This is a genomic window from Achromobacter sp. (assembly GCF_036567245.1).
Classification (GTDB): domain Bacteria; phylum Pseudomonadota; class Gammaproteobacteria; order Burkholderiales; family Burkholderiaceae_B; genus Achromobacter.
In genome coordinates this window covers 14,044-34,155 of sequence record NZ_DATCUY010000052.1, presented here as the reverse complement: position 1 = coordinate 34,155, position 20,112 = coordinate 14,044, and the positions used below count along the sequence as shown (strand labels likewise).

The window sequence follows — 20,112 nt, the reverse complement described above, 5'->3', positions numbered from 1 at the left end:
GGTCGGCCAGGCCGCGCCCGCGGGCAGCCAGCCAGCGCGCAGGATTCAGGCCGCGCCAATGCTGCCACAACAGGTCGTCGTGCGTAATCAACAGGACAGGAACGGGTTTCATAAGGCCTTGCAGCCCTCCTTTAACGTTCGGTAAAGGCATTCGCCTTGGCGCGCAGTATGGGCTTGAGCAGGTACTGCAGCACCGTGCGCTTGCCAGTCAGGATATGAACCTCCGCCACCATCCCGGGGATGATGGGCAACAGTTTGTCGCCTACCGTGCTGCGGTCCGTGCGGACCCGCACTACATAGTAGGAATTGCCTTTCTCGTCGGTCACGGTGTCCGCGCCGATCTGTTCCACCTTGCCTTCCAGGCCGCCGTAGATGGCGAAGTCGTAGGCGGTGAACTTCACTTCCGCCTTCTGGTCGGCGTGCAGGAAGCCGATGTCGCGCGGCTGGATGCGGACCTCGAGCAGCAGCGTGTCGTCCTTGGGCACGATCTCGATGATGTCCTTGCCGGGCTGGACCACGCCGCCGACCGTGTTGTTGAACAGGGTCTTGACGGTGCCGCGCACCGGCGCACGGACTTCGGCCAGCTTCACACGGTCAACCAGCGCCAGCTTGCCCTGGCGCAGCGTGGCCAGCTTGGTGTTGGTTTCAGACAGTTCGCTACGGGCCTGATTGCGGATGTTCAGCTCGGATTCTTCGAGCTTGCTCTGGGCTTCCTTGATGGAGGCCTGGAAGCGGTCGATCTGCGCCTCGGCGCCTTTCTGTTCGCCACAGTAGCGGGCGACGTCGCGCTGCAGGCGCAGCAGGTCGACCTCGGATACGGCGCCACTCTTGAGAAGGGGACGGGTCACCTGCAGTTCACGTGAGGTCAGGCTGCAACTGGCCGCGGCCTGGTCGCGCTTGGCGATGGTTTCGCGCAGGTCTTCCTGGCGTTGCTTGAGCTGTTCGCGGGCGACGTTGACCGTGGCGTTCAGCTCGGTGTTGCGGGCCTGCCACGCATTGCGCTCCATTTCCACCAGTCCGGGCGCCTGCGTCAGCACTTCTTCGGGTGCGACGAAGGGTTCGCCGGTGGCCAAGGCTTGCAACCGGGCCGCCTTGGCAAGCAGAGACATGTATTCGGCGTTGTTTTCGCCCAGGGACGATGCGAATCGGGTGGAGTCGATCTTCAGCAGGACTTCCCCAGCCTCGACTTCCTGTCCTGGACGCACCAGGATTTCCTCGACGATACCGCCGTCCAGGCTTTGGATGATCTGTACTTGGCGCGACGGCACGACCTTGCCTTCGCCTCGGACGACTTCGTCGATGCTCCCGGTGCCGGCCCACAGCAGCAGTCCGCCGGTGGCCAGCAGGCTGACCCACAGCAGGATGCGCGAACCGCGTGCTTGCGATTCATGGATAACCCATTCCGCGTTGCCGACGTAGTCGGAGCGTTGCTGGGGTTTGCCCTTTTCGGTGCCGTCCAGCAGACGGTCGAAGAAGAATACGAAGACGCCGCGCAGCATGCGCCACAAGCTTCCAAACAGGCCGTGCCGGGTTTCGCCGGGATTGTTCAGCATGGTTTCCTCAGCTTCCGCGTCCGACGCGTCCTTGACGCAGTGCTTCGACAACCTGTTCCTTGGGACCATCGGCGACGATGTGGCCGTTGTCGATCACGATCAGGCGATCGACCAGATCCAGCAGAGCGGTGCGGTGCGTGACCAGCAGAATCGTCTTGGTGGCGCTGGCCTCGCCCAGGCGTTTGCGCAGTTGCGCTTCGCTCTGGTGGTCCATGTTGCTGCTGGGTTCGTCCAGCAGCAGAATGGGAGGATCGTTGATCAGGGCGCGGGCCACCGCCACCGACTGGCGCTGGCCGCCGGACAGGGACTCGCCGCGTTCGCCGATGACCATGTCGAAGCCGTCGGGGTGCAGGTTGGCGAAATCGGTGACGCCTGCCATGTTGGCGGCAGCCAGGATGCTGGCGTCGTCCGCGTAGGGCGCGCCCATCGCGAGGTTGTGTTTCAGGCTGCCATAGAACAGCAGCGGGTCTTGCGGCACGTGGCCGATGGCGCGGCGCACGTCGGCCGGATCGATCTGGCGCACGTCGACCCCGTCCAGCAGCACGGCGCCCTCGGTGGGTTGGTACAGCGCCAACGCCAGTTTTTCCAGCGTGGTCTTGCCGGAACCGATGCGGCCGATGATGCCGACCTTTTCACCCGGCTGCAGTTTGAAGGAGACTTTCTTCAGCACCGGCTGTTTGCTGCCGGGATAGCTGAAGGTCACGTCGCGAAATTCGATGCCGCCATGGAAGACCGGGCGATGCAGGAATTCGGCCTCTGCCGGCCGTTCGATCGGCAGCTTCATGTAGTTGTCGATCGAACCCAGCGAGGTGCGCGCGTTCTGGTATTGCATCAGCAGGCCGGCAACCTGGCCGAGCGGGGCCAGGCAGCGCCCTGCGATCATGGACGCGGCGATGATGCCGCCCATGGAAATGGCGGATTCCTGGGCCTGGTACACACCGATGATCACGACGGAGATCGACACCAGCTGTTGGATGGCCTGCACGAAGCCGACCGTCGACGAGGAAATCAGCTTCAGCTTGCCGCCGGTCAGGGCGATGTATTCGGTGGCGCGTTCCCAGTTGCGCTGGATCGAACCCTGGGCATTGAGCGTCTTGACCGACTCCAGGCCGGTCAGCGCCTCGACCAGGGTTGCATTGCGTTGCGACGAGGCCTGGAACGACGCCATGGTCAGCGATTCCATGCGGGCCTGCGCGGCCAGCGATACCAGCAGGATCAGCACGATCGCGACCAGCGGCGGGAGGATCATCCAGGGCGAGATCCAGGCCAGCGCCAGCAGGAACAGGAGAATGAAGGGCAGGTCCACCAGGGTGGTGATGGTGGCCGACGCGATGAAGTCGCGGATGGATTCGAATGAACGCAGGTTGGCGGCGAAGGAGCCCACCGAAACCGGCCGGCCTTCCATACGCAGGTCCAGCACCCGTTCCATGATCTGCGCGGACAGGCGCACGTCGACCCGTTTGCTGGCGCTGTCCACCACATGGGAGCGCGCGGTACTCAGGATCATGTTGAAGATCACGACCAGCGTGATGCCGATGGCCAGCACCCAGAGCGTCTCGACAGCGTTGTTCGGCACCACGCGGTCATATACGTTCATGGTGAACAGGGGCATCGCCATCGCGAAGATGTTGATCAGCAGGGCAGCGATCAGCGCATCGCGGTACATGCGCCGGTTTTCCATGATGGCGGCCCAGAACCAATGGCGCTCGCGCACCTTGGCGACCTCGGGCGCGCGCGCGTCGAAGCGGAACTGCGGGCGTACGAAGCACACCAGCCCGGTGTACTGCGCCGACAGCTCCGCGGCGCTCATTTCCATCGAGCTGCCACCCAATTCGGGGTGGCTGACGACATACTTATCGCCGTCCCTTTTCAGCAACAGGCAGGCGCGCTCGCCATTGAGCAGCAGGATCGCGGGCAACAGGTCCTGCGAGATGCTGTCCAGCGTGCGTTTGACCACGCGGGCCGAGAGCTGAGCGCGCGCGGCGGCGCGCGGCAGCAATGCGGGAGTGAGCTTGTGTTCTTCCAGCGGCAGGCCCGCTGACAAGGCCTGGCCCGTCGCCGTCACGCCATGCAGTCGGGTTATTTCCACCAGGCAGTCCAGCAGCGGGTCGTCATGCGCCGCGCGCGCGTCAGCGCGCCACTCCCGGGCCGCCGTTTCAGATAACTTGTCCATCTTCGTCATCCAGCAGGTCGAGGTGTTCGGAGAGGCGCGCGCGCTGTTGCTTGCGCTGGGTCAGCTTTTGTTGGGCCTGCACAGGCAGGTCGGTCATACGCAAGGTGCCATTGGCTATCAGCGCGTCGATCAGGTCTTCGAGGACGCGGACAAAATCCGCGTCCAGTTGTGAGAAGTCGTTGCCCTGTTTCTGCATATGGTCTCCTTGCGCTTGCGTCGCCTAGGGTTTGGCCTTGGGCGAGTTTACCGGGATGAACGTGGGCGGCAGATTGCCCTCGTTGTATTGCACGCGCACGGGCGCCAGGCGGGCGGAGTCGGGAACCGTCGAGTTGCAGAGCTTGATCACTTCGTCGGAGACTTCCAGCTTGCCGTTCTCCTCGGGCATTTCGTTGCGCGCGGGTTGCAGCGACAGCGCCGGCAGCAGCGCGTGCGACAGCGCCAACCAGCGGTACTGGGCGAGCTGGAGGTCATACAGGCCGTTGGTCAAGGCGCGGCGCGACTCGAACAATTCGTTTTCGGTGTCCAGCAAGTCCAGCAGCGAACGCTGGCCGATCTGGAACTGCTGGCGGTAGGCTTCGCGCACCTTCGTGGTGGCCACTTCGTGGTCGCGCAGGAACGGCAGTTTCTGGCTCAGGCTGGCGACGTTGTTCCAGGCCACCGCCAGATCCTGCTGCACGTTGCGGCAGGTGTAGTCGCGGATGTCGCGCGCGGCATAGGACTGCGCGGAGGTCTGGCGCACGCGGGCGGAATCAGCGCCGCCGCGATACAGGTTGTAGCTCATGACGACCTGGACGCTGGAACTTTGGATGTCGCGGTTCTGGGGCGTGGGATCGTTCTGGTCGCGGCCGGTGGAGGCCACGAACTCGAACTTGGGCGAGAAAGCACCCTTGGACGAGGCGACGCCGGCCTGCGCGGCCTGCAGCCCGGCCTGCTTGGACAGGAAGCTGGGGTTGCGGCGCAGCGACTCGTTGAAGTCGGCCGGCTTGACCGGCAGCTTGCTGGCGATATCGGGCGTCGGCTGCATCGACTCAGGGGGCAGGGCGCCGGTGACACGCTGGAAGCGTTGCTGCACGTCCAGCAGGTTGGCGGTTTCGGTCATCAGGTTGGTCTGAGCCAGCGCCAGGCGCCCGCCGGCCTGTTCCAGGTCGACGCGGCGGCCCACGCCGGAGTCAGCGCGTTCGCCGATCTGCTTGAGCGTTTCTTCGTGCAGGGTGTAGTTCTGGCGGGCCAGCAGCTCCATGTCGCGATAGCGCTGCAGGTCGATGTAGGCCTGCACGGCGCCGAACGCGGTGTTGTCGCTGGTGGCCAGCAGGTCATAAAAGCGCGCCAGCTTGTCGAAACCGGCTTGCTTGACGTCGTTGCTCGTGCGGAAACCGTCGAAAATCAATTGACGCAATTCCACGCTGTAGCCGGGGCGGTTCCAATTCTGCGACCCCACTCCGGGCACGTTACTGCGGTACTCGCGACCCACATAGCCTTGCGCATTGATCTGTGGGAAGAAGGCGCCGCGAGCAACGGCCTGACCTTCCAGCGAAGCCTGGAAATCGTGGTACTTGGCCTGGATCTCCGGGTTGCTGAGCAGGGTCTGCTCGACGATCTGATTCAGGGTGACGCCAGCTTGTCCGGAGGCGGGAGCCGCCGACTGTGCAAATGCCGCAGGAACGAATGCCAGGGCAAGGACCGAAGTCGTGCTTTTGAGCAAAAACGAAGCCATAGTGATTATTCGCGAGTCGAGTTAGGAATTAATGGCCGCCATATTGTGTGGAAATGTCAGTTTTGACGAGTCAATATTTGTTAATTCTTGACGAAGTTTTCCAGACGGCAGTTTGAGTTTCTTCGCGCATCATCTCTTAATTAGCTTGAATTTGCACTAATTTCGCTATATTCCAGATTTGTGATCCAGTTTAATGCGGGATAAATGCGGTTTATTGCGCTTTATTTCGCAATTTGGTCGGCTGTGCCGAACAACGATTATATCGGTTTGATAATTTTGTATCTATTTTAAATACTCGAATTTGTATCTGTAACTGTTTGGCTGCAGCATGGTTGAGGCATGAATGTGGGACGAATTCACACCTGGCATTTCCTAGCATGGTAGTTTTGGTACTGGTATATATGGTGTGGTTGTACTAGGTTGAGACCCTGTGCATAATTCGTTCATGCCGCAGTGGCCGGCGCACGGAGACCGTTTTCAACCGTGCGCGGCACGAGCCGGATTGTCTACTTGCAGAGCGCATCCATGGCCCAAACTCTTTACGACAAACTCTGGGACGCCCACGTCGTCCACCAGGAATCAGACGGCACCTGTCTGCTCTATATCGACCGCCACCTGGTGCATGAAGTCACCAGCCCCCAGGCGTTCGAAGGCCTGGCGATGGCCGGCCGCAAGCCGTGGCGCACGGGCGCCAATCTGGCGGTCGCCGACCACAACGTGCCGACCTTGAACCGGGCCCAGGGCATCGACGACCCGATTTCCCGCCTGCAGGTGGATACGCTGGATGCCAACTGCGACAAGTACGGCATCACCGAATTCCGCATGAATGACTTGCGGCAGGGCATCGTGCACGTGATCGGCCCGGAGCAGGGCGCGACCCTGCCTGGCATGACCGTGGTCTGCGGCGATTCGCACACCAGCACGCACGGTGCGGTGGGCGCGCTGGCCTTCGGCATCGGTACCTCCGAAGTCGAGCACGTGCTGGCGACCCAGACGCTGCTCATGAAGAAAGCCAAGAGCATGCTGATCAAGGTCGATGGCGAATTGCCCTTCGGCTGTACCGCCAAGGACGTAGTCCTGCATATTATTGGCATCATCGGCACGGCCGGCGGTACGGGTTACGCCATCGAGTTCGCTGGCAGCACGATCCGCGCCCTGTCCGTGGAAGGCCGCATGACCGTCTGCAATATGGCCATCGAAGCCGGCGCCCGCTCCGGCATGGTGGCGGTGGACGACAAAACCGTCGAATATTTCCGCGGCCGTCCCTTCGCGCCCACGGGCGTGCTCTGGGACCAGGCGGCGGGCTACTGGCGCACCCTGCATACCGATGAGGGCGCCAAGTTCGATGCCGTGGTGGAGATCAACGCCCGCGACATCAAGCCGCAAGTCACCTGGGGCACGTCTCCCGAAATGGTGTTGCCGGTGGATTCCCGCGTGCCGGACCCTGATCGTGAAAAGGATGACGTGCGCCGCAGCGGCATGGAGCGCGCCCTGCAATACATGGGGTTGAAGCCGAATACGCCGCTTATCGATATCCGCGTGGATCGCGTGTTCATCGGCTCGTGCACCAACTCCCGCATCGAAGACCTGCGCGCCGCCGCCGCCGTAGCGCGCGGCAAGCATGTGGCGTCCAATGTGCGCCAGGCCATGGTGGTGCCGGGCTCTGGCCTGGTCAAGCAACAGGCCGAGCGCGAAGGGCTGGACAAGATCTTCATCGAAGCCGGTTTTGAATGGCGCGAGCCGGGCTGCTCCATGTGCCTGGCCATGAACGCCGACCGCCTCGAACCTGGCGAGCGCTGCGCTTCCACCTCGAATCGCAACTTCGAGGGCCGGCAAGGGCAGGGTGGGCGCACCCATCTGGTCAGCCCGGCCATGGCCGCCGCCGCGGCGGTCGCCGGCCACTTCGTCGACGTCCGCACTTTCCGTTAAGCGTCAAGCACCGAGTACCGACATCATGCAAGCATTTACCACTCACGAAGGCCTGGTGGCTCCGCTCGATCGCGAAAACGTCGACACGGACCTCATCATCCCCAAGCAGTTCCTCAAGTCCATCAAGCGCACCGGCTTCGGCCCGAACCTGTTCGACGAGCTGCGTTATCTGGACCACGGCGAGCCCGGCATGGACAACAGCAAGCGTCCGCTGAATCCGGATTTCGTGCTGAACCAGCCGCGCTACCAGGGCGCCTCGGTGCTGCTGGCGCGCAAGAACTTCGGCTGCGGCTCCAGCCGCGAGCACGCGCCTTGGGCGCTGACGCAGTTCGGTTTCCGCGCCATCATCGCGCCGTCCTATGCCGATATTTTCTTCAACAACAGCTTCAAGAACGGCTTGCTGCCGATCATCCTGTCCGAACTGGAAGTCGCGCGCCTGTTCGACGAAGTGAAGGCTTTCCCAGGCTACAAGCTGCGCGTCGATCTGGAGCGCCAAGTCGTGGTGGCGGCGGACGGGCGCGAGATGGGCTTCGACATCGAACCCTTCCGCAAGTACTGTCTGTTCAATGGCTTCGACGATATCGGGTTGACCCTGCGCCAGTCGGACAAGATCCGCGCCTTCGAGGCCGAGCGCCTGGCCCGTCATCCGTGGCTGGAAAGCCGTCCCATCGCCTGACGCCATCATTATTCTGATTACAGGATTGTTTTCGTATGACTCACAACATCGCAGTCTTGCCGGGTGACGGCATCGGCCCGGAAATCGTGGAACAGGCCGTGCGCGTCCTGAAGGCGCTGGACGTTTCCTTTGAGATCAAGCAAGCGCCGGTGGGCGGCGCGGCATTCGATGCGTTCGAGCATCCGCTGCCGCCGGCCACGCTGAACCTGGCCAAGGAATCGGACGCCGTGCTGTTCGGCGCCGTGGGTGACTGGAAGTACGACAGCTTGCCGCGCGAGTTCCGCCCCGAGCAGGCCATCCTGGGCCTGCGCAAGGCGCTGGGCCTGTTCGCCAACCTGCGTCCGGCTATCCTGTATCCGGAGTTGGCCAGCGCCTCGTCGCTCAAGCCCGAGATCGTGTCCGGCCTGGACATCCTGATCATCCGCGAACTGACCGGTGATATCTATTTCGGTACGCCGCGCGGCGTGCGTTCGTCGCCCGACGGCGCCTTCACAGGCGAGCGAGAAGGCTACGACACCATGCGCTACGCCGAATCCGAAGTGCGCCGCATCGCGCGCATCGGCTTCGAATCGGCGCGCAAGCGCGGCAAGAAGCTGTGCAGCGTGGACAAGGCCAACGTGCTGGAGACCTCGCAGTTCTGGCGCGACATCGTCATCGAAGTCGCGCGCGAGTATCCCGACGTGGAGCTGTCGCACATGTATGTCGACAACGCCGCCATGCAGCTGGTGCGCAACCCGCGCCAGTTCGACGTCATCGTGACCGGCAACCTGTTCGGCGACATCCTGTCGGACGAAGCGGCCATGCTGACCGGCTCGATCGGCATGCTGCCCTCGGCTTCGCTGAATGCGGGCGGCCAGGGCTTGTACGAACCCAGCCATGGCTCCGCGCCCGATATCGCCGGCCAGGGCATCGCCAATCCGCTGGCGACCATCCTGTCCGCCGCCATGCTGCTGCGCTACTCGCTGAACCTGGCGCCGCAGGCCGACCGCATCGAGGCCGCCGTGCGCCGCGTGCTGGCCGAGGGCCTGCGCACTGCCGACATCTTCGAACCGGGCACGACCAAGGTCGGCACGGCGCAGATGGGGGACGCAGTGCTGAAGGCGCTGGCCTGATCCTGCCCCGGATCCGGTCGCCGGACGTCCGAGTCTGGCGGCCGAGTCAGCACAAGACAAGGGGCGGCCCCGTCAGGCCGCCTTTTGTTTTGCTGTTGTGGCGCCGCCTCGAATGCATCTTGCATCCATTGCGGCCCCTATTTTTTATGGTTGCGCCGCAACATCCGGCCGTGCATTCTGATAAATTGTTGAATTGCACGGCTTTTCCCCCTGGCCCCTAGTCTCCACACCTTTAAAGAGCGATTGAAATGAATCAAGCAGTAGGCCTTGTCGGCTGGCGCGGTATGGTCGGCTCGGTGCTCATGCAACGCATGCGCGACGAGAACGACTTCGCACTGATCGAACCGGTGTTTTTCTCCACCAGCAACGCTGGCGGCGCCGCGCCCACTTGGGCCACTGGCGCAGGTCCGCTGCAAGACGCCTACAACATTGACGCTCTGAAAAAACTGCCGATCATCGTGACGGCGCAAGGCGGCGACTACACCTCCGAGGTCTACCCGAGGCTGCGCGGCGCGGGTTGGAACGGTATCTGGATCGATGCCGCCAGCACCCTGCGCATGGCTGACGATGCCATTATCGTGCTGGATCCGGTCAACCGTCCGGTCATCGACGCGGCGCTCAAGCGCGGCGTGCGCAACTTCATCGGCGGCAACTGCACCGTCAGCTGCATGCTGATGGGCCTGGCCGGCCTGTTCAACAACGACCTGGTCGAATGGATGACTTCCATGACCTACCAGGCCGCTTCCGGCGGCGGCGCGCAGCACATGCGCGAACTGCTGACCCAGTTCGGCGAGATCAACCAGTCGGTCAAGTCGCTGCTGGACGACCCCGCGTCGGCCATCCTGGAAATCGACCGTGGCGTGCTGGCCAAGCAAAAGGATCCGGCGCTGCCCCACGAGCACTTCGGCGTGCCGCTGGGCGGCAACCTGATTCCCTGGATCGACAAGGATCTGGGCGACGGCATGTCCAAGGAAGAGTGGAAGGGCGAGGTCGAGACCAACAAGATCCTGGGCCGCGGCGCCGCCTTCGGCACGCCCGCCACGCCGATCGACGGCCTGTGCGTGCGCATCGGCGCGATGCGCTGCCATAGCCAGGCGCTGACCATCAAGCTCAAGCGCGACGTGCCGCTGGACGAGATCGAGGCGCTGATCGCCGAAGGCACGCAATGGGCCAAGGTCGTGCCCAACACCAAGGAAGCCACGGTTTCCGCACTGACCCCGGTCGCCGTTACCGGCACGCTGGACATTCCGGTGGGCCGTCTGCGCAAGTTGTCGATGGGTTCGCAGTACCTGGGGGCCTTCACCGTGGGCGACCAGCTGTTGTGGGGCGCCGCCGAGCCGCTGCGCCGCATGCTGCGTATCGCGCTGGCCGAAGCCTGATGCCGCTACGGGCGGCGTTTGGCGCCGCCTGATCAAGCGCGCCAGGCACTCAAGGGCACCTCACGGTGCCCTTGTCGTTTGCACGGGGTCTGCGTTGTGGCGGCAGACAGGCTCGCCAACAAACGCAGTCGGGCCTTTCAGGTTTGTGAAATGCGCATGATCCATTACACTTTTCCCGTGAATTGATGCCTGTTCTCACCTATATGGCGTGAGCCGGCTCCAGCCCGCAAGTCGACTACAAGAACGGAATTCCAGCTTATGACCCAGCGTTCGCGCCAAGTGAAGCATGCCCGCCGTTTAAAAGCCCTGCAGTGGGCGATTGCGCTGGCGATTGGCTCAAGCGTGTGCAGTACCGCCATGGCCATGCGCGTGGGGCATTCGCGGGTCGTTTCCGTGTCGGGCGCGCCGCTGCAGGCAGTGGTGGGATTGCAGGAACTGACGCCCGACGAGATCGCCTCGCTGAAAGTGTCGGTGGCGGACGAGGCCGCCTGGCAGCGTGCAGGCTTGAAGCCACCGGTTCCGTTGGCAAGCATGGTGGTCCGGATCGAAGACGGCCTGGACGCGACGCGCAAGAATCTGCGAGTGCGGGCCTCGCAGCCGCCGGCCAGCGGCGCGGTCGACCTGTTGCTGGACATCAGTTCCAGTTCGGGGCAGCGGCAGGTGCAGGTCAGCATCCTGGTGCCGCTGCGCGGCACCAGCGCGGACGTGACGCCGGCTGAGGTAGGCACGGCGACCCGTCCGGCTGGGTCGCGTACGGTCAACGTGAAGTCCGGCGACAACCTCTTCGCCATCGCCCAACGCAATGCCGTGCCCAACGCATCGGTCTACCAGATGCTGGTGGCCTTGTGGCGCGCCAATCCCGAGGCGTTCATCCAGAGCAATATGAATCTGGTGAAGGCTGGGAAGAGGCTGACGATTCCCGATGCGGCGACTGTGCGCGCCGTGGATCCGGCCGAGGCGCGCCGCATCTTCAACGAACATGCCGAGGCGTTCGCGAAGTATCGCGCGCGCATCGGCGCGGCGGCGGGCGCGAACCCGTCCGTGGTCCAAGGCCAGGGCGCAGCTTCGGGCAGCGTCGCCCTGCCCGCGGATGCCGGGGGGGCAAGCGCCTCGCAGCCGCAGGATCGCGTGCGCCTCTCTTCCGGGCAGGCGCAAGACACCGTGTCGTCGCAAGCCGAGGCGCAGGCTGATGCCCGGACGTCGACCGAGCGCGCCATGGCCGATGCCCAGGGGCGCGTGAGTCAGCTTCAAAGTAACGTCGACGATCTGAACAAGGCGGTGGCACAACAGGGCGCTGCTGGCGGAACTCCTGGCGCTGCGGGATCCCCGGGCGCGGCTGGTCCTGCGGGCGCTTCGGGGCCGGCAGGTACGCCGGGTGCCGCAGGCGCTTCGGGCGCGGCAGGTACTTCGGGCGCGGCAGGTACTTCGGGCGCGGCAGGCACGTCGGGTGCAACAGGTGCTTCGGGTGCAACAGGTGCTTCGGGTGCAACAGGTACTTCGGGTGAGACAGGCGCTTCGGGTGCGGCAGGAACTCCGGGTGCGGCAGGAACTCCGGGTGCCGCAGGTGCCCCGGGCACGACAGGCGCTTCGGGCACGGCAGGTACTCCAGGCGCTACTGGCGCCGCCGGCACGCCTTCCGCCCCAGGCGCGTCGGGCACGCCCTCGTCGGAGCAGACCACTGGCAAGCCGGCAGACAAGGGCCTCACTTCGGACATGCCCGCGTGGCTGGCCGATAATCTGCTCGTCATTGTCACGGCGGTGCTGGCGCTGATTGCATTCGCCATCGCATGGCTCCTGCGCCGGGCCGGCGCGCGGCGCGGCGACGATGACGAGGAAACCTATGAATTCAACGAGCCAGCGCTGGATACGGCGGCGCTGAACCGCAAGCTCGGCAGCATCAATCTCGACCTGGACGAACCGCCCACGGACGAAACGCATCGTGTCGGCGGGCCACGGGTTTGATACATGTCTAGAGTTGCATTGGGGCTGGCGTATGACGGCTCCGCCTGGCAGGGTTGGCAGACACAGCCGCACCGGCAAACGGTGCAGGACACGCTGGAGGCCGCCCTCGGCAGTTTTTGTGGTGTGAAAGGGCCGGTGGCGACGATCTGTGCCGGCCGCACGGATACCGGGGTGCACGGCGCGATGCAGGTGGTCCATCTGGACACCGAACTCGACCGGCGGATGGAATCCTGGGTGCGGGGGGTGAACGCCTTCCTGCCGCCCAGCATTTCTGTGCAGTGGGCGCAGCCGGTGTCGGACGAATTTCATGCGCGTTTTTCCGCGCGCGCCCGCACCTACGTGTACTTGCTGTGGCGCGGCCGGGTGCGGCCCGCGTTGTGGGCGGGGCGGGCGGGCTGGTGTTTCCAGCCGCTGGACGTCGATGCCATGCGGACCGCGGCGAGTGCATTGCTGGGCGAGCATGACTTTTCCAGCTTCCGTTCTTCGCAGTGTCAGGCCAAGCATCCGGTGCGCCATCTCTACCGACTGGACATCGATGAACGCGGGCCGTTCCTGGTGTTCACCCTGAAGGCGAACGCGTTTCTGCATCACATGGTGCGCAACATCATGGGCGCGCTATTGCAGATCGGGCAGGGGCGTGAGTCGGTGGATTGGATGGCGCAGTTGCTGTCCTGGCGCGATCGCAAGCTTGGCGCGCCGACGTTCGCGCCCGATGGGTTGTATCTGTCCGCCATCGATTATCCAGACGAGTTCGGGCTGGATGAACTTGACGGCGGCTCGCTGTTGCTGTCGCCGTTTACTCAAACCTATTAGGGATGCCGCCGGCAACGGCGACGCTTGCCCAAATCCTATGGAGGCCTTTGCCATGCAACGCCGCGCGTTTTTGAAGCAGACCGCCCTGGGCGGCGCCGCTCTGGTCGCTCCGGCGTTCGCGCAGGAAGTCCCGCTGGCCGAGGAAAACGCCAGCCCAAACCCGCCAGTAACGCCAGCGGAAGAGCAAGATGCTCCGGTCACCGCGCCGCAAGTCCCGGCCGCCGCGCCCGAAGCGCCGGCGGTGGTGGCCGCCCCTCCCAAAGTTGCATGGCGGCTGGCCTCCAGCTTTCCCAATGAATCGCCGACCCTGTTCGCCGGCGCCGAGGACGTGGCGCGTTATGTGAGCGAGGTCACGGACGGACGCTTCACCATCGAGATTTTTCCGGCAGGCGACCTGGTGCAGCCCGGCCAGGTGCTGGAAGCCGTGCAGCACCGCGTCGTCGATTGCGGCCATACCGCGTCGACCCGTTACTTCGATATCGACCCGGCGCTGTGCTTTGACGCCGGCGTGCCGTTCGGCCTGAATACGCGGCAGATGAACGCCTGGATGACGCAGGGCGAAGGACTGGCGCTTACGCGCGTGCTGTTCGACAAGTACAACATCCTGAACTTTCCCTGCGGCTACACCGGCGCGCAGATGGGCGGCTGGTTTCGCGGGGAAATCAAGACCGTGGACGATTTGCGCGGCCTGAAGGTGAAGGCCGGCGGCTTCGCCCGCCATGTGCTGGCGCGCATGGGCGCCACGCCCGTCGAGGTGCCGGTGGCCGAGACCTATGCGGCGCTGGAGCAGGGCGTCGTGGACGCCGTTGCCTGGATCGGTCCTTATGATGATGAAAGCCTGGCGCTTTACAAGGTGGCCCGGAACTACTATTTCCCGGGTTGGTGGGCAGGCACGCTGCAATTGTCCCTGTATGTGAACCAGGACGCCTACGATGAACTGCCCAAGCAGTATCAGTCCGCCCTGGCGCTGGCATGCCGCATGGCGACTGCCAACATGATCGCCAAGTACGATGCCGGCAATCCCGATGCGCTGCGTCGCCTGGTGTCGCGCGGCGCGCAGTTGAAGGCATTTCCCAAACCGGTCCTGCAGGCGAGCTACGAGGCGTCGCTTGCGGCCTATCAGGAAATGAGCGCCAAGGACGCCATGTTCAAGAAGTTGTACGAAAGCATGGCGGCGTTCCGTGACAAGGAGACCCCGTGGTTCCGCCTGGCCGAGGGCAGCTTCGACAACCTTGTGGCCACCTTGGGCCAGCCCGCCGTGTAGGCCGGTCTGCACGCCGGATATACTGATTGATCGGCCGCGCAGGGCGGCCAGGCAAGCGAAGAGTTTCATGCGCACACGCATCAAGATCTGTGGATTGACCCGTGAACAGGACATCGACGCCGCCGTCGCGGCGGGCGTCGATGCGATCGGCTTTGTGTTCTACGCCAAGAGCAAGCGTTGCCTGACGCCGGCCCGCGCGGCCCAGTTGCGGCGCACGGTGCCGGCCTTTGTCGACGTGGTGGCTTTGTTCGTGAATCCGGAAGCGGCCGAGGTGCAGGCCGTGCTGGACCAGGTCAAGCCGGAGCTGCTGCAATTCCACGGCGATGAAACGCCGCAGGACTGCGCCCGCTATGGCCACCGTTTTCTACGTGCATTCCGCGCCGGCGCGCCCGGGCTGGATACCGCGGAAAACCTGGCTTCCACGTGCCGCGCTTATGGCGAAGCCGCGGGCTGGCTGTTCGACAGCTACAGCGCGGGCTACGGCGGCAGCGGCCACGGCTTTGACTACGGCTTGCTAGATGAGGTGAGGGCCGATCCGGTGTCGCGGCCGCTGATCCTGTCCGGCGGTTTGAACCCGGAAAACGTCGGCCAGGCGGTGGAATTGATCCGGCCTTGGGCGGTCGATGTGAGCAGCGGCGTGGAGCTTGAGCAAGGGATTAAAAGTTCTGATAGAATCTCGTTCTTCGTTGCTGCAGCGCAAGCCGCAGACGCGAAGCTGAAGGGAAATTAGTAGTGCAGTGCAGGCGGTTTGAAGCAGTGCGGCAAAGCTGGAAGGCTGGCCATGGGGCTCTTCAAAATGCGTTGCGAGAGAAGTCTGAAGGTCTATGCAAAAGCAAACACCGCAAACTTCGAGACGCAATAAATAGTGCGAAAAATCTTCCAAGACGATTTGCATGGTTTAAAAAAGCACTATATAATTCTTCTTCTTTGCAGGCGGTTAGCTCAGCTGGTTAGAGCGCCACGTTGACATCGTGGAGGTCGTTGGTTCGATTCCAATACCGCCTACCAAATTCCTGCAAAGTGCTGTCAAGCACGGCAAAAGAAAAAGCCGCCAAGTCGATGACTTGGCGGCTTTTTTGTTTTCTTGTTCCCAAGCATGGCTTGCGACAAGCAACTTATCGTGTATCGCTTGTTCACTGTTCCGGAGGCAGGAAAAAACCACTGCTGCCTTGGTGCGAACTGTCATCGGATGATGAGAAAGGGTGCCGGGCGGTACCCGCGCTTGGCGGCTGCGAAAGCAGGGGGCGGCAAAATCCGTGCGTCAAGCGGATGGACCTATGTTGAAATAGGCGGCGCAGAATGGAAAGATAGCGGTTCACTCGGCGTGGCTGGCATTTGTTCAGCCACCTTCCGTTAACCAGCCCGACCGCCTCAAAAAGATAATTGACCGGGCTGATAATCGCCAAAGGAAGCTGATTTGGATCAGGTGAAGGCGTGAGCGCAGAATCGCCATGGCAATATGGACGCGGACGACAAGGGCGCTCCATGGTGCGCCGCGTGACGCTTGGGTTCGTTGTGGCGTGGGTTGCGTCGGTGGCGGTTCTCGCGCGCTGGATGTCTCAGGAGATCGAGACATCGCGGCTCGATAGCCTGACCGCCAGCGCTGAGTACGAGTCCAGAATTACCGCGCGCGTCATGGGCCGGTTGTTCACTGAGATGGTAAGCGTGGCCAATATGGTTGCGCGCCAGGGCCAAGTGATCGAGTTGGCTATTCGATACCGCACGGATCCTCCTGGCGTGGCCGAGTTGACCCGAGAGCAGCGAGCCGCCGTGTTTACGCGCGATCCGCTGGTGCGCAGAGTGGGTGACTTCATGAATGCGCTGGCTGGCGATCTGCAATACGCGCGCATTTACATGAACAATATGTCGGACGATACGGTGACCGCGAGCAACTGGGCGGAACCGGACAGCATTGTCGGCATGATTTACGGGGGCCGGGCTTATCTTGCCGATGCATTACGCGATGGCACCGGCAGTTATTTCGGTATTGCGCGACTGAACAAGAGTCCATCCTACTTCGTCGCGAGCCGTATCGAGGACACGAATGACGTGCCACAGGGCTCGGTGACCGTAAAGTTCGACGCGCCCGACGTAGCGCTTTACCTGGCTGGCCGGCATATTGCGCTGATCGTGAATCGCCAGGGCCGGGTAACCACGGCTTCGTCCACGCCATTCATGCTGCGTAACGTTGCCGCGCTATTGCCCCCCGGTTTGGTATTGCCTTCCGACGGTGATGAAGACCTGGGCGAACCCATGGAGATACAGGCAATTGCCGGTTCGCGCCATGCAGACCAATGGCTCATCGATGGCAGGCCGTACCTGGCGCGGTTTCAGCCGTTGCCGAATACCCAATACCAGTTGATTACGCTGGCATCGCTCGATTATTTGGCGCCCATGCGTAAACAGCACATATGGGCGGCGGTGGCGGTGGCAGCGCTCGGCCTGACCCTGATTCTTCTGTTTGGCCGGGTGGTCGGGCAAATGGTGAGACGACGCCAGGATGAACGGCATGCCGCCAACCATGACGCGCTGACCGGCTTGCGGAACCGGCGGGCCGTCATGGCCGAACTGGAGCGGTATTTCTCTCTGGCAAAACGGACGCAGCAGTCCGTGCTGGTGGCATTTATCGATCTGGATGGATTCAAGACGATCAACGACACTTACGGCCACGACGTTGGCGACAAATTCCTGGTCGAGGTCGGTCGACGCCTGTCGGCAGGTCTGCTTGCGGGAGACACGCTAGGTCGCTGGGGAGGCGATGAGTTCGTCGTGGTCGGATTGGGCGCGAGGCCGGGATCCGATGCGGACAACATCGTTGAATCGATGCGGACGCGGCTCGCCCCGCTGCTCAGCGGCTCCTATACCTTCGAGGGATGCAGTTTCCACTATACAGGCGCCAGCTTTGGCATCGTGAGCGCGGATCCATCGGTCAGCGTTCTACAAGCCGTACTCAAGGAAGCAGACCAATTAATGTACGCGGACAAACAGGTGCGGCGCGAGATGCAGATGGCAAGCGCCCTGTCGGCCTGAGCGCGTGGCCCTATTTTTGCGGGCCAGTAGCGCCGCAATGGTCTTGTCACGGAACTGGCCTGATTCGCGAATGCGTCGCGACCTATTGCGGCGCCATCTACCAGCGCAATCTGGTTGATGCCGTGCCGGTTGTGTTCAAAGTCCGCTTTTGGGCGCATTTAGAATGAGCCGTAAGCCCAGCGCCGCAATCACGCCCGCCGCGGCCCGGTCTATCCATTTCTTCGCCCGCAAATAGATCTCGCGGGGGCCCTTGGTGGAAAAACAGAGCGCCACGATCGCATACCAGCCGAATTCGATCAGAAATACCAGGGGCGGCAGCGTGAAATAGGTCCATGCCGGCGGATGTTGGGGCAGCAGGGCGGCGAAGATGCTGCCATACCAGATGGCCGTCTTGGGGTTGCTCAACTGGGTCGTGAGACCGATCCAGAAGGAACGGCGTCCATTGCGCGCCGCTGGCGCGCCGCTGCCGGGCATGGCAAAAGGCTGTCTGGCGTTGCGCCAGATACCGGCAGCCACGTACAGCAGATAGGCGCCGCCGGCGATTTTCAGCGCGATGTACAGCCATTCCACGCTTTGCAGCACCGAATACAAACCCGCCAGCGCCAGGCCGGCGAACAGCATGCCGCCCACACCCATGCCGAAGGCCGAGGCCAGGCCGTCCCAGCGGGACTGGCCGATGGCCTTGCGCGCGACGATGATGAAACTTGGCCCCGGCAACATGGCGCCGAGCCACAGCGCACCGAGGATTGCGAGCAGGGAGGCAAACGGAGTCATGGTGGTGGCTGGGGGCAGCGGGCCGCAGAAGGCTCTGATTCTTCCATGAAAACCGGGGTCTGCAAAGGCCGGTGAAACACCCGCCGGGAGTCGGCGAATCGCGCAATCCTTGCGTCAACAGCCCGTCAGTGTCAACCGTGCAGTGTGTCCTTGCGGTGCCGGCGGCTGCCGCTCATCTTGCAGGCGGAACACCCCCACGGCTTGCAATAACTGGGCCGCTTGCGTTTGCAAGGCCGTCGACGCGCCCGCGGCTTGCGCTACCCGGGCCGCATTCTGGCGGGTCAATTCGTCCATCTGGGTCACCGCCTGGTTGACCTCGTCGATGTCCGTGGCCTGTGCCCGCCCCGCATCGCCGATCTGGCTGACGAGGCCGGCCACGCGTTCGATGCTGGCCACCACGTCGCGGATCACGTTGGCAGCATGGTCGGCCTGGCGGAAGCCGTCGTCGGTTTTTTCCAGCGAACCGTCGATCAGGCCGCGGATCTCGCGCGCGGCGCTAGCGCTGCGTTGCGCCAGCGCGCGGACCTCGGTGGCCACGACCGCGAAGCCGCGTCCGCTTTCGCCGGCGCGGGCCGCTTCCACTGCGGCGTTCAATGCCAGGATGTTGGTCTGGAAGGCGATGCTGTCGATCAAGCCGGTGATCTCGGAAATCTTCCTGGCCTCTTGTTGGATCTCTCCCATCACGGCGGCGACGCCTGCCACCGCCGTACTGCCTGTATCCACGATGCGTCGCGTTTCGTCGGTCAGTTCCTGGGCGCGCAGCGCGTTGGTGGCGTTGTCGTGGACGTTTACCGCCAGGTCGCGCATCGATGTGACCGTCCGTTCCAGTGAATCGGCCTGAGTCTGGGTGCGCGCCTCCAGCTGCTGATTGTCCTGCATGATGTCGCGTGTTGCGGCCGACAGGGCGGTTGCGGTGGTCCGGACCCCGCTCATGGTCCGGTGCACGGCGTCCATGGTGGCCTTGAAGCTGCGTCCCAGGCTGCTGTCCAGGTCCAGGCCGGCAAAGCGCAGGTCGAACACGCCGGCCTCGCGGCCGATGTGGGCGCTGAGCTGGGCCAGTTCCTCGGCCGCCACCGCGGCCCTTTCCATTTTCCAGGCCAGCCAGCCCAAGGCGGCGGCCTGCACCACGACATAGGCCGCATGCAGCAGCACCATGGACAAGCTGGGCTCCGTGAAGCAAATCGTGCCGTAGCCCCATTGCTGCAGGAAATTGAAGGACAGGTGATGCAGCGCGATGACCACGGCCGCGCACAGGATGGTGCGCCAGTCCCGATAAGCCAGCAGCAGCGAGAGCAGCACGAAGATGCCGAAATGGATTTCGGCCATGCCGGACATCAGGTGGATATGGAGCGCGGCCAGCACCATCAGGCCACAGGCCACGGTCAGGCGGGTGCTCAGCCGGCCGGGCCGCCAGAGTATCAGCAGCGACGGTATGCCTGCGCCGGCGAGGCCGACTCCGATGGCGGCGCTCCATCGGCCATACTGAGGCGCCATGCATAGACCGACAGCGAACAGGAGCCAGAGCAGGGGCAGCATGGCCCGGTCGGTCCGGCGGTAAGAGTCTTCCAGCAAATCGCTTGCGTTGCGCATGGCATGTCCTCGCGACGGGAAGCGCGGAGCCCCGCGCACGCTCGATTTTTATTCAATAATTCCAATTTGTGAATATATATTCCAAATTATTCTTGCGTGTTGCCACGATGCTACCAAGGCGGTCCGTTCGGCCGCTGTATGCC

Annotated in this window: 15 protein-coding genes, 1 tRNA gene and 1 pseudogene; 10 read left to right on the top strand and 7 right to left on the bottom strand. The window is 63.3% G+C overall.

What is annotated here, in order from left to right; all coding sequences use genetic code 11:
- The 5 genes and pseudogenes from VIR09_RS01975 to VIR09_RS01955 form a co-directional block, all read right to left on the bottom strand.
- A pseudogene (locus VIR09_RS01975) lies at positions 1-112 on the bottom strand (DNA-binding response regulator); the annotation flags it as partial.
- A 19-nt stretch (positions 113-131) separates the two neighbouring features.
- Positions 132-1,553, bottom strand: coding sequence for an HlyD family type I secretion periplasmic adaptor subunit (locus VIR09_RS01970; protein ID WP_332011312.1), 1,422 nt, complete (start codon positions 1,551-1,553; stop codon positions 132-134).
- Positions 1,554-1,560: 7 nt separating this feature from the next.
- Complete coding sequence (locus tag VIR09_RS01965; protein ID WP_414639365.1) at positions 1,561-3,726, bottom strand: type I secretion system permease/ATPase; 2,166 nt, start codon at positions 3,724-3,726, stop codon at positions 1,561-1,563.
- On the bottom strand, positions 3,710-3,922 hold the full coding sequence (locus VIR09_RS01960; protein WP_013392881.1) for a hypothetical protein: 213 nt from the start codon (positions 3,920-3,922) through the stop codon (positions 3,710-3,712). The genes VIR09_RS01965 and VIR09_RS01960 overlap by 17 nt, the downstream gene beginning before the upstream one ends.
- Before the next feature lie 24 nt (positions 3,923-3,946).
- A complete protein-coding gene (locus tag VIR09_RS01955) occupies positions 3,947-5,440 on the bottom strand; it encodes a TolC family outer membrane protein (RefSeq protein WP_332011308.1) in 1,494 nt (497 codons plus the stop codon).
- A gap of 525 nt (positions 5,441-5,965) precedes the next feature.
- On the opposite strand from VIR09_RS01955, the gene leuC reads away from it, so the two are divergent.
- The 10 genes from leuC (at position 5,966) to VIR09_RS01905 (ending at position 17,605) form a co-directional block, all read left to right on the top strand.
- Positions 5,966-7,369 carry a 3-isopropylmalate dehydratase large subunit gene (gene leuC / locus VIR09_RS01950; protein WP_332011306.1) on the top strand — a complete coding sequence of 468 codons (1,404 nt, stop codon included), beginning with the start codon at positions 5,966-5,968 and terminating at the stop codon, positions 7,367-7,369.
- A gap of 25 nt (positions 7,370-7,394) precedes the next feature.
- Positions 7,395-8,045: a 3-isopropylmalate dehydratase small subunit gene (gene leuD, locus VIR09_RS01945; protein ID WP_013392884.1), complete on the top strand. Its 651-nt coding sequence runs from the start codon at positions 7,395-7,397 to the stop codon at positions 8,043-8,045.
- Between the two features lie 35 nt (positions 8,046-8,080).
- Entirely contained in the window at positions 8,081-9,157 is a 1,077-nt protein-coding gene (leuB, locus tag VIR09_RS01940; protein ID WP_207472744.1) for a 3-isopropylmalate dehydrogenase, read from the top strand.
- 248 nt (positions 9,158-9,405) lie between these two features.
- Positions 9,406-10,536, top strand: a complete 1,131-nt coding sequence (asd, locus tag VIR09_RS01935; protein ID WP_332011301.1) for an aspartate-semialdehyde dehydrogenase — start codon at positions 9,406-9,408, stop codon at positions 10,534-10,536.
- A gap of 258 nt (positions 10,537-10,794) precedes the next feature.
- Positions 10,795-12,498, top strand: coding sequence for a FimV/HubP family polar landmark protein (locus VIR09_RS01930; protein WP_332011299.1), 1,704 nt, complete (start codon positions 10,795-10,797; stop codon positions 12,496-12,498).
- 3 nt (positions 12,499-12,501) lie between these two features.
- Positions 12,502-13,311, top strand: a complete 810-nt coding sequence (gene truA / locus VIR09_RS01925) for a tRNA pseudouridine(38-40) synthase TruA (RefSeq protein ID WP_332011297.1) — start codon at positions 12,502-12,504, stop codon at positions 13,309-13,311.
- A gap of 52 nt (positions 13,312-13,363) precedes the next feature.
- Entirely contained in the window at positions 13,364-14,575 is a 1,212-nt protein-coding gene (locus tag VIR09_RS01920) for an ABC transporter substrate-binding protein (protein ID WP_332011295.1), read from the top strand.
- Between the two features lie 25 nt (positions 14,576-14,600).
- Positions 14,601-15,305: a phosphoribosylanthranilate isomerase gene (locus VIR09_RS01915; protein WP_332011316.1), complete on the top strand. Its 705-nt coding sequence runs from the start codon at positions 14,601-14,603 to the stop codon at positions 15,303-15,305.
- Positions 15,306-15,506: 201 nt separating this feature from the next.
- Positions 15,507-15,583: transfer RNA gene (locus VIR09_RS01910), tRNA-Val, on the top strand.
- Between the two features lie 477 nt (positions 15,584-16,060).
- Positions 16,061-17,605 carry a GGDEF domain-containing protein gene (locus tag VIR09_RS01905; RefSeq protein ID WP_332011314.1) on the top strand — a complete coding sequence of 515 codons (1,545 nt, stop codon included), beginning with the start codon at positions 16,061-16,063 and terminating at the stop codon, positions 17,603-17,605.
- A 135-nt stretch (positions 17,606-17,740) separates the two neighbouring features.
- Here VIR09_RS01905 and VIR09_RS01900 read toward each other — a convergent pair whose 3' ends face one another.
- Both VIR09_RS01900 and VIR09_RS01895 read right to left on the bottom strand, forming a co-directional pair.
- Positions 17,741-18,379, bottom strand: coding sequence for a LysE family translocator (locus tag VIR09_RS01900; protein WP_332011293.1), 639 nt, complete (start codon positions 18,377-18,379; stop codon positions 17,741-17,743).
- A 114-nt stretch (positions 18,380-18,493) separates the two neighbouring features.
- Positions 18,494-19,969 (bottom strand): methyl-accepting chemotaxis protein, encoded by a 1,476-nt coding sequence (locus VIR09_RS01895; protein WP_332011291.1) that lies wholly within the window; start codon positions 19,967-19,969, stop codon positions 18,494-18,496.
- Positions 19,970-20,112: the final 143 nt, after the last annotated feature.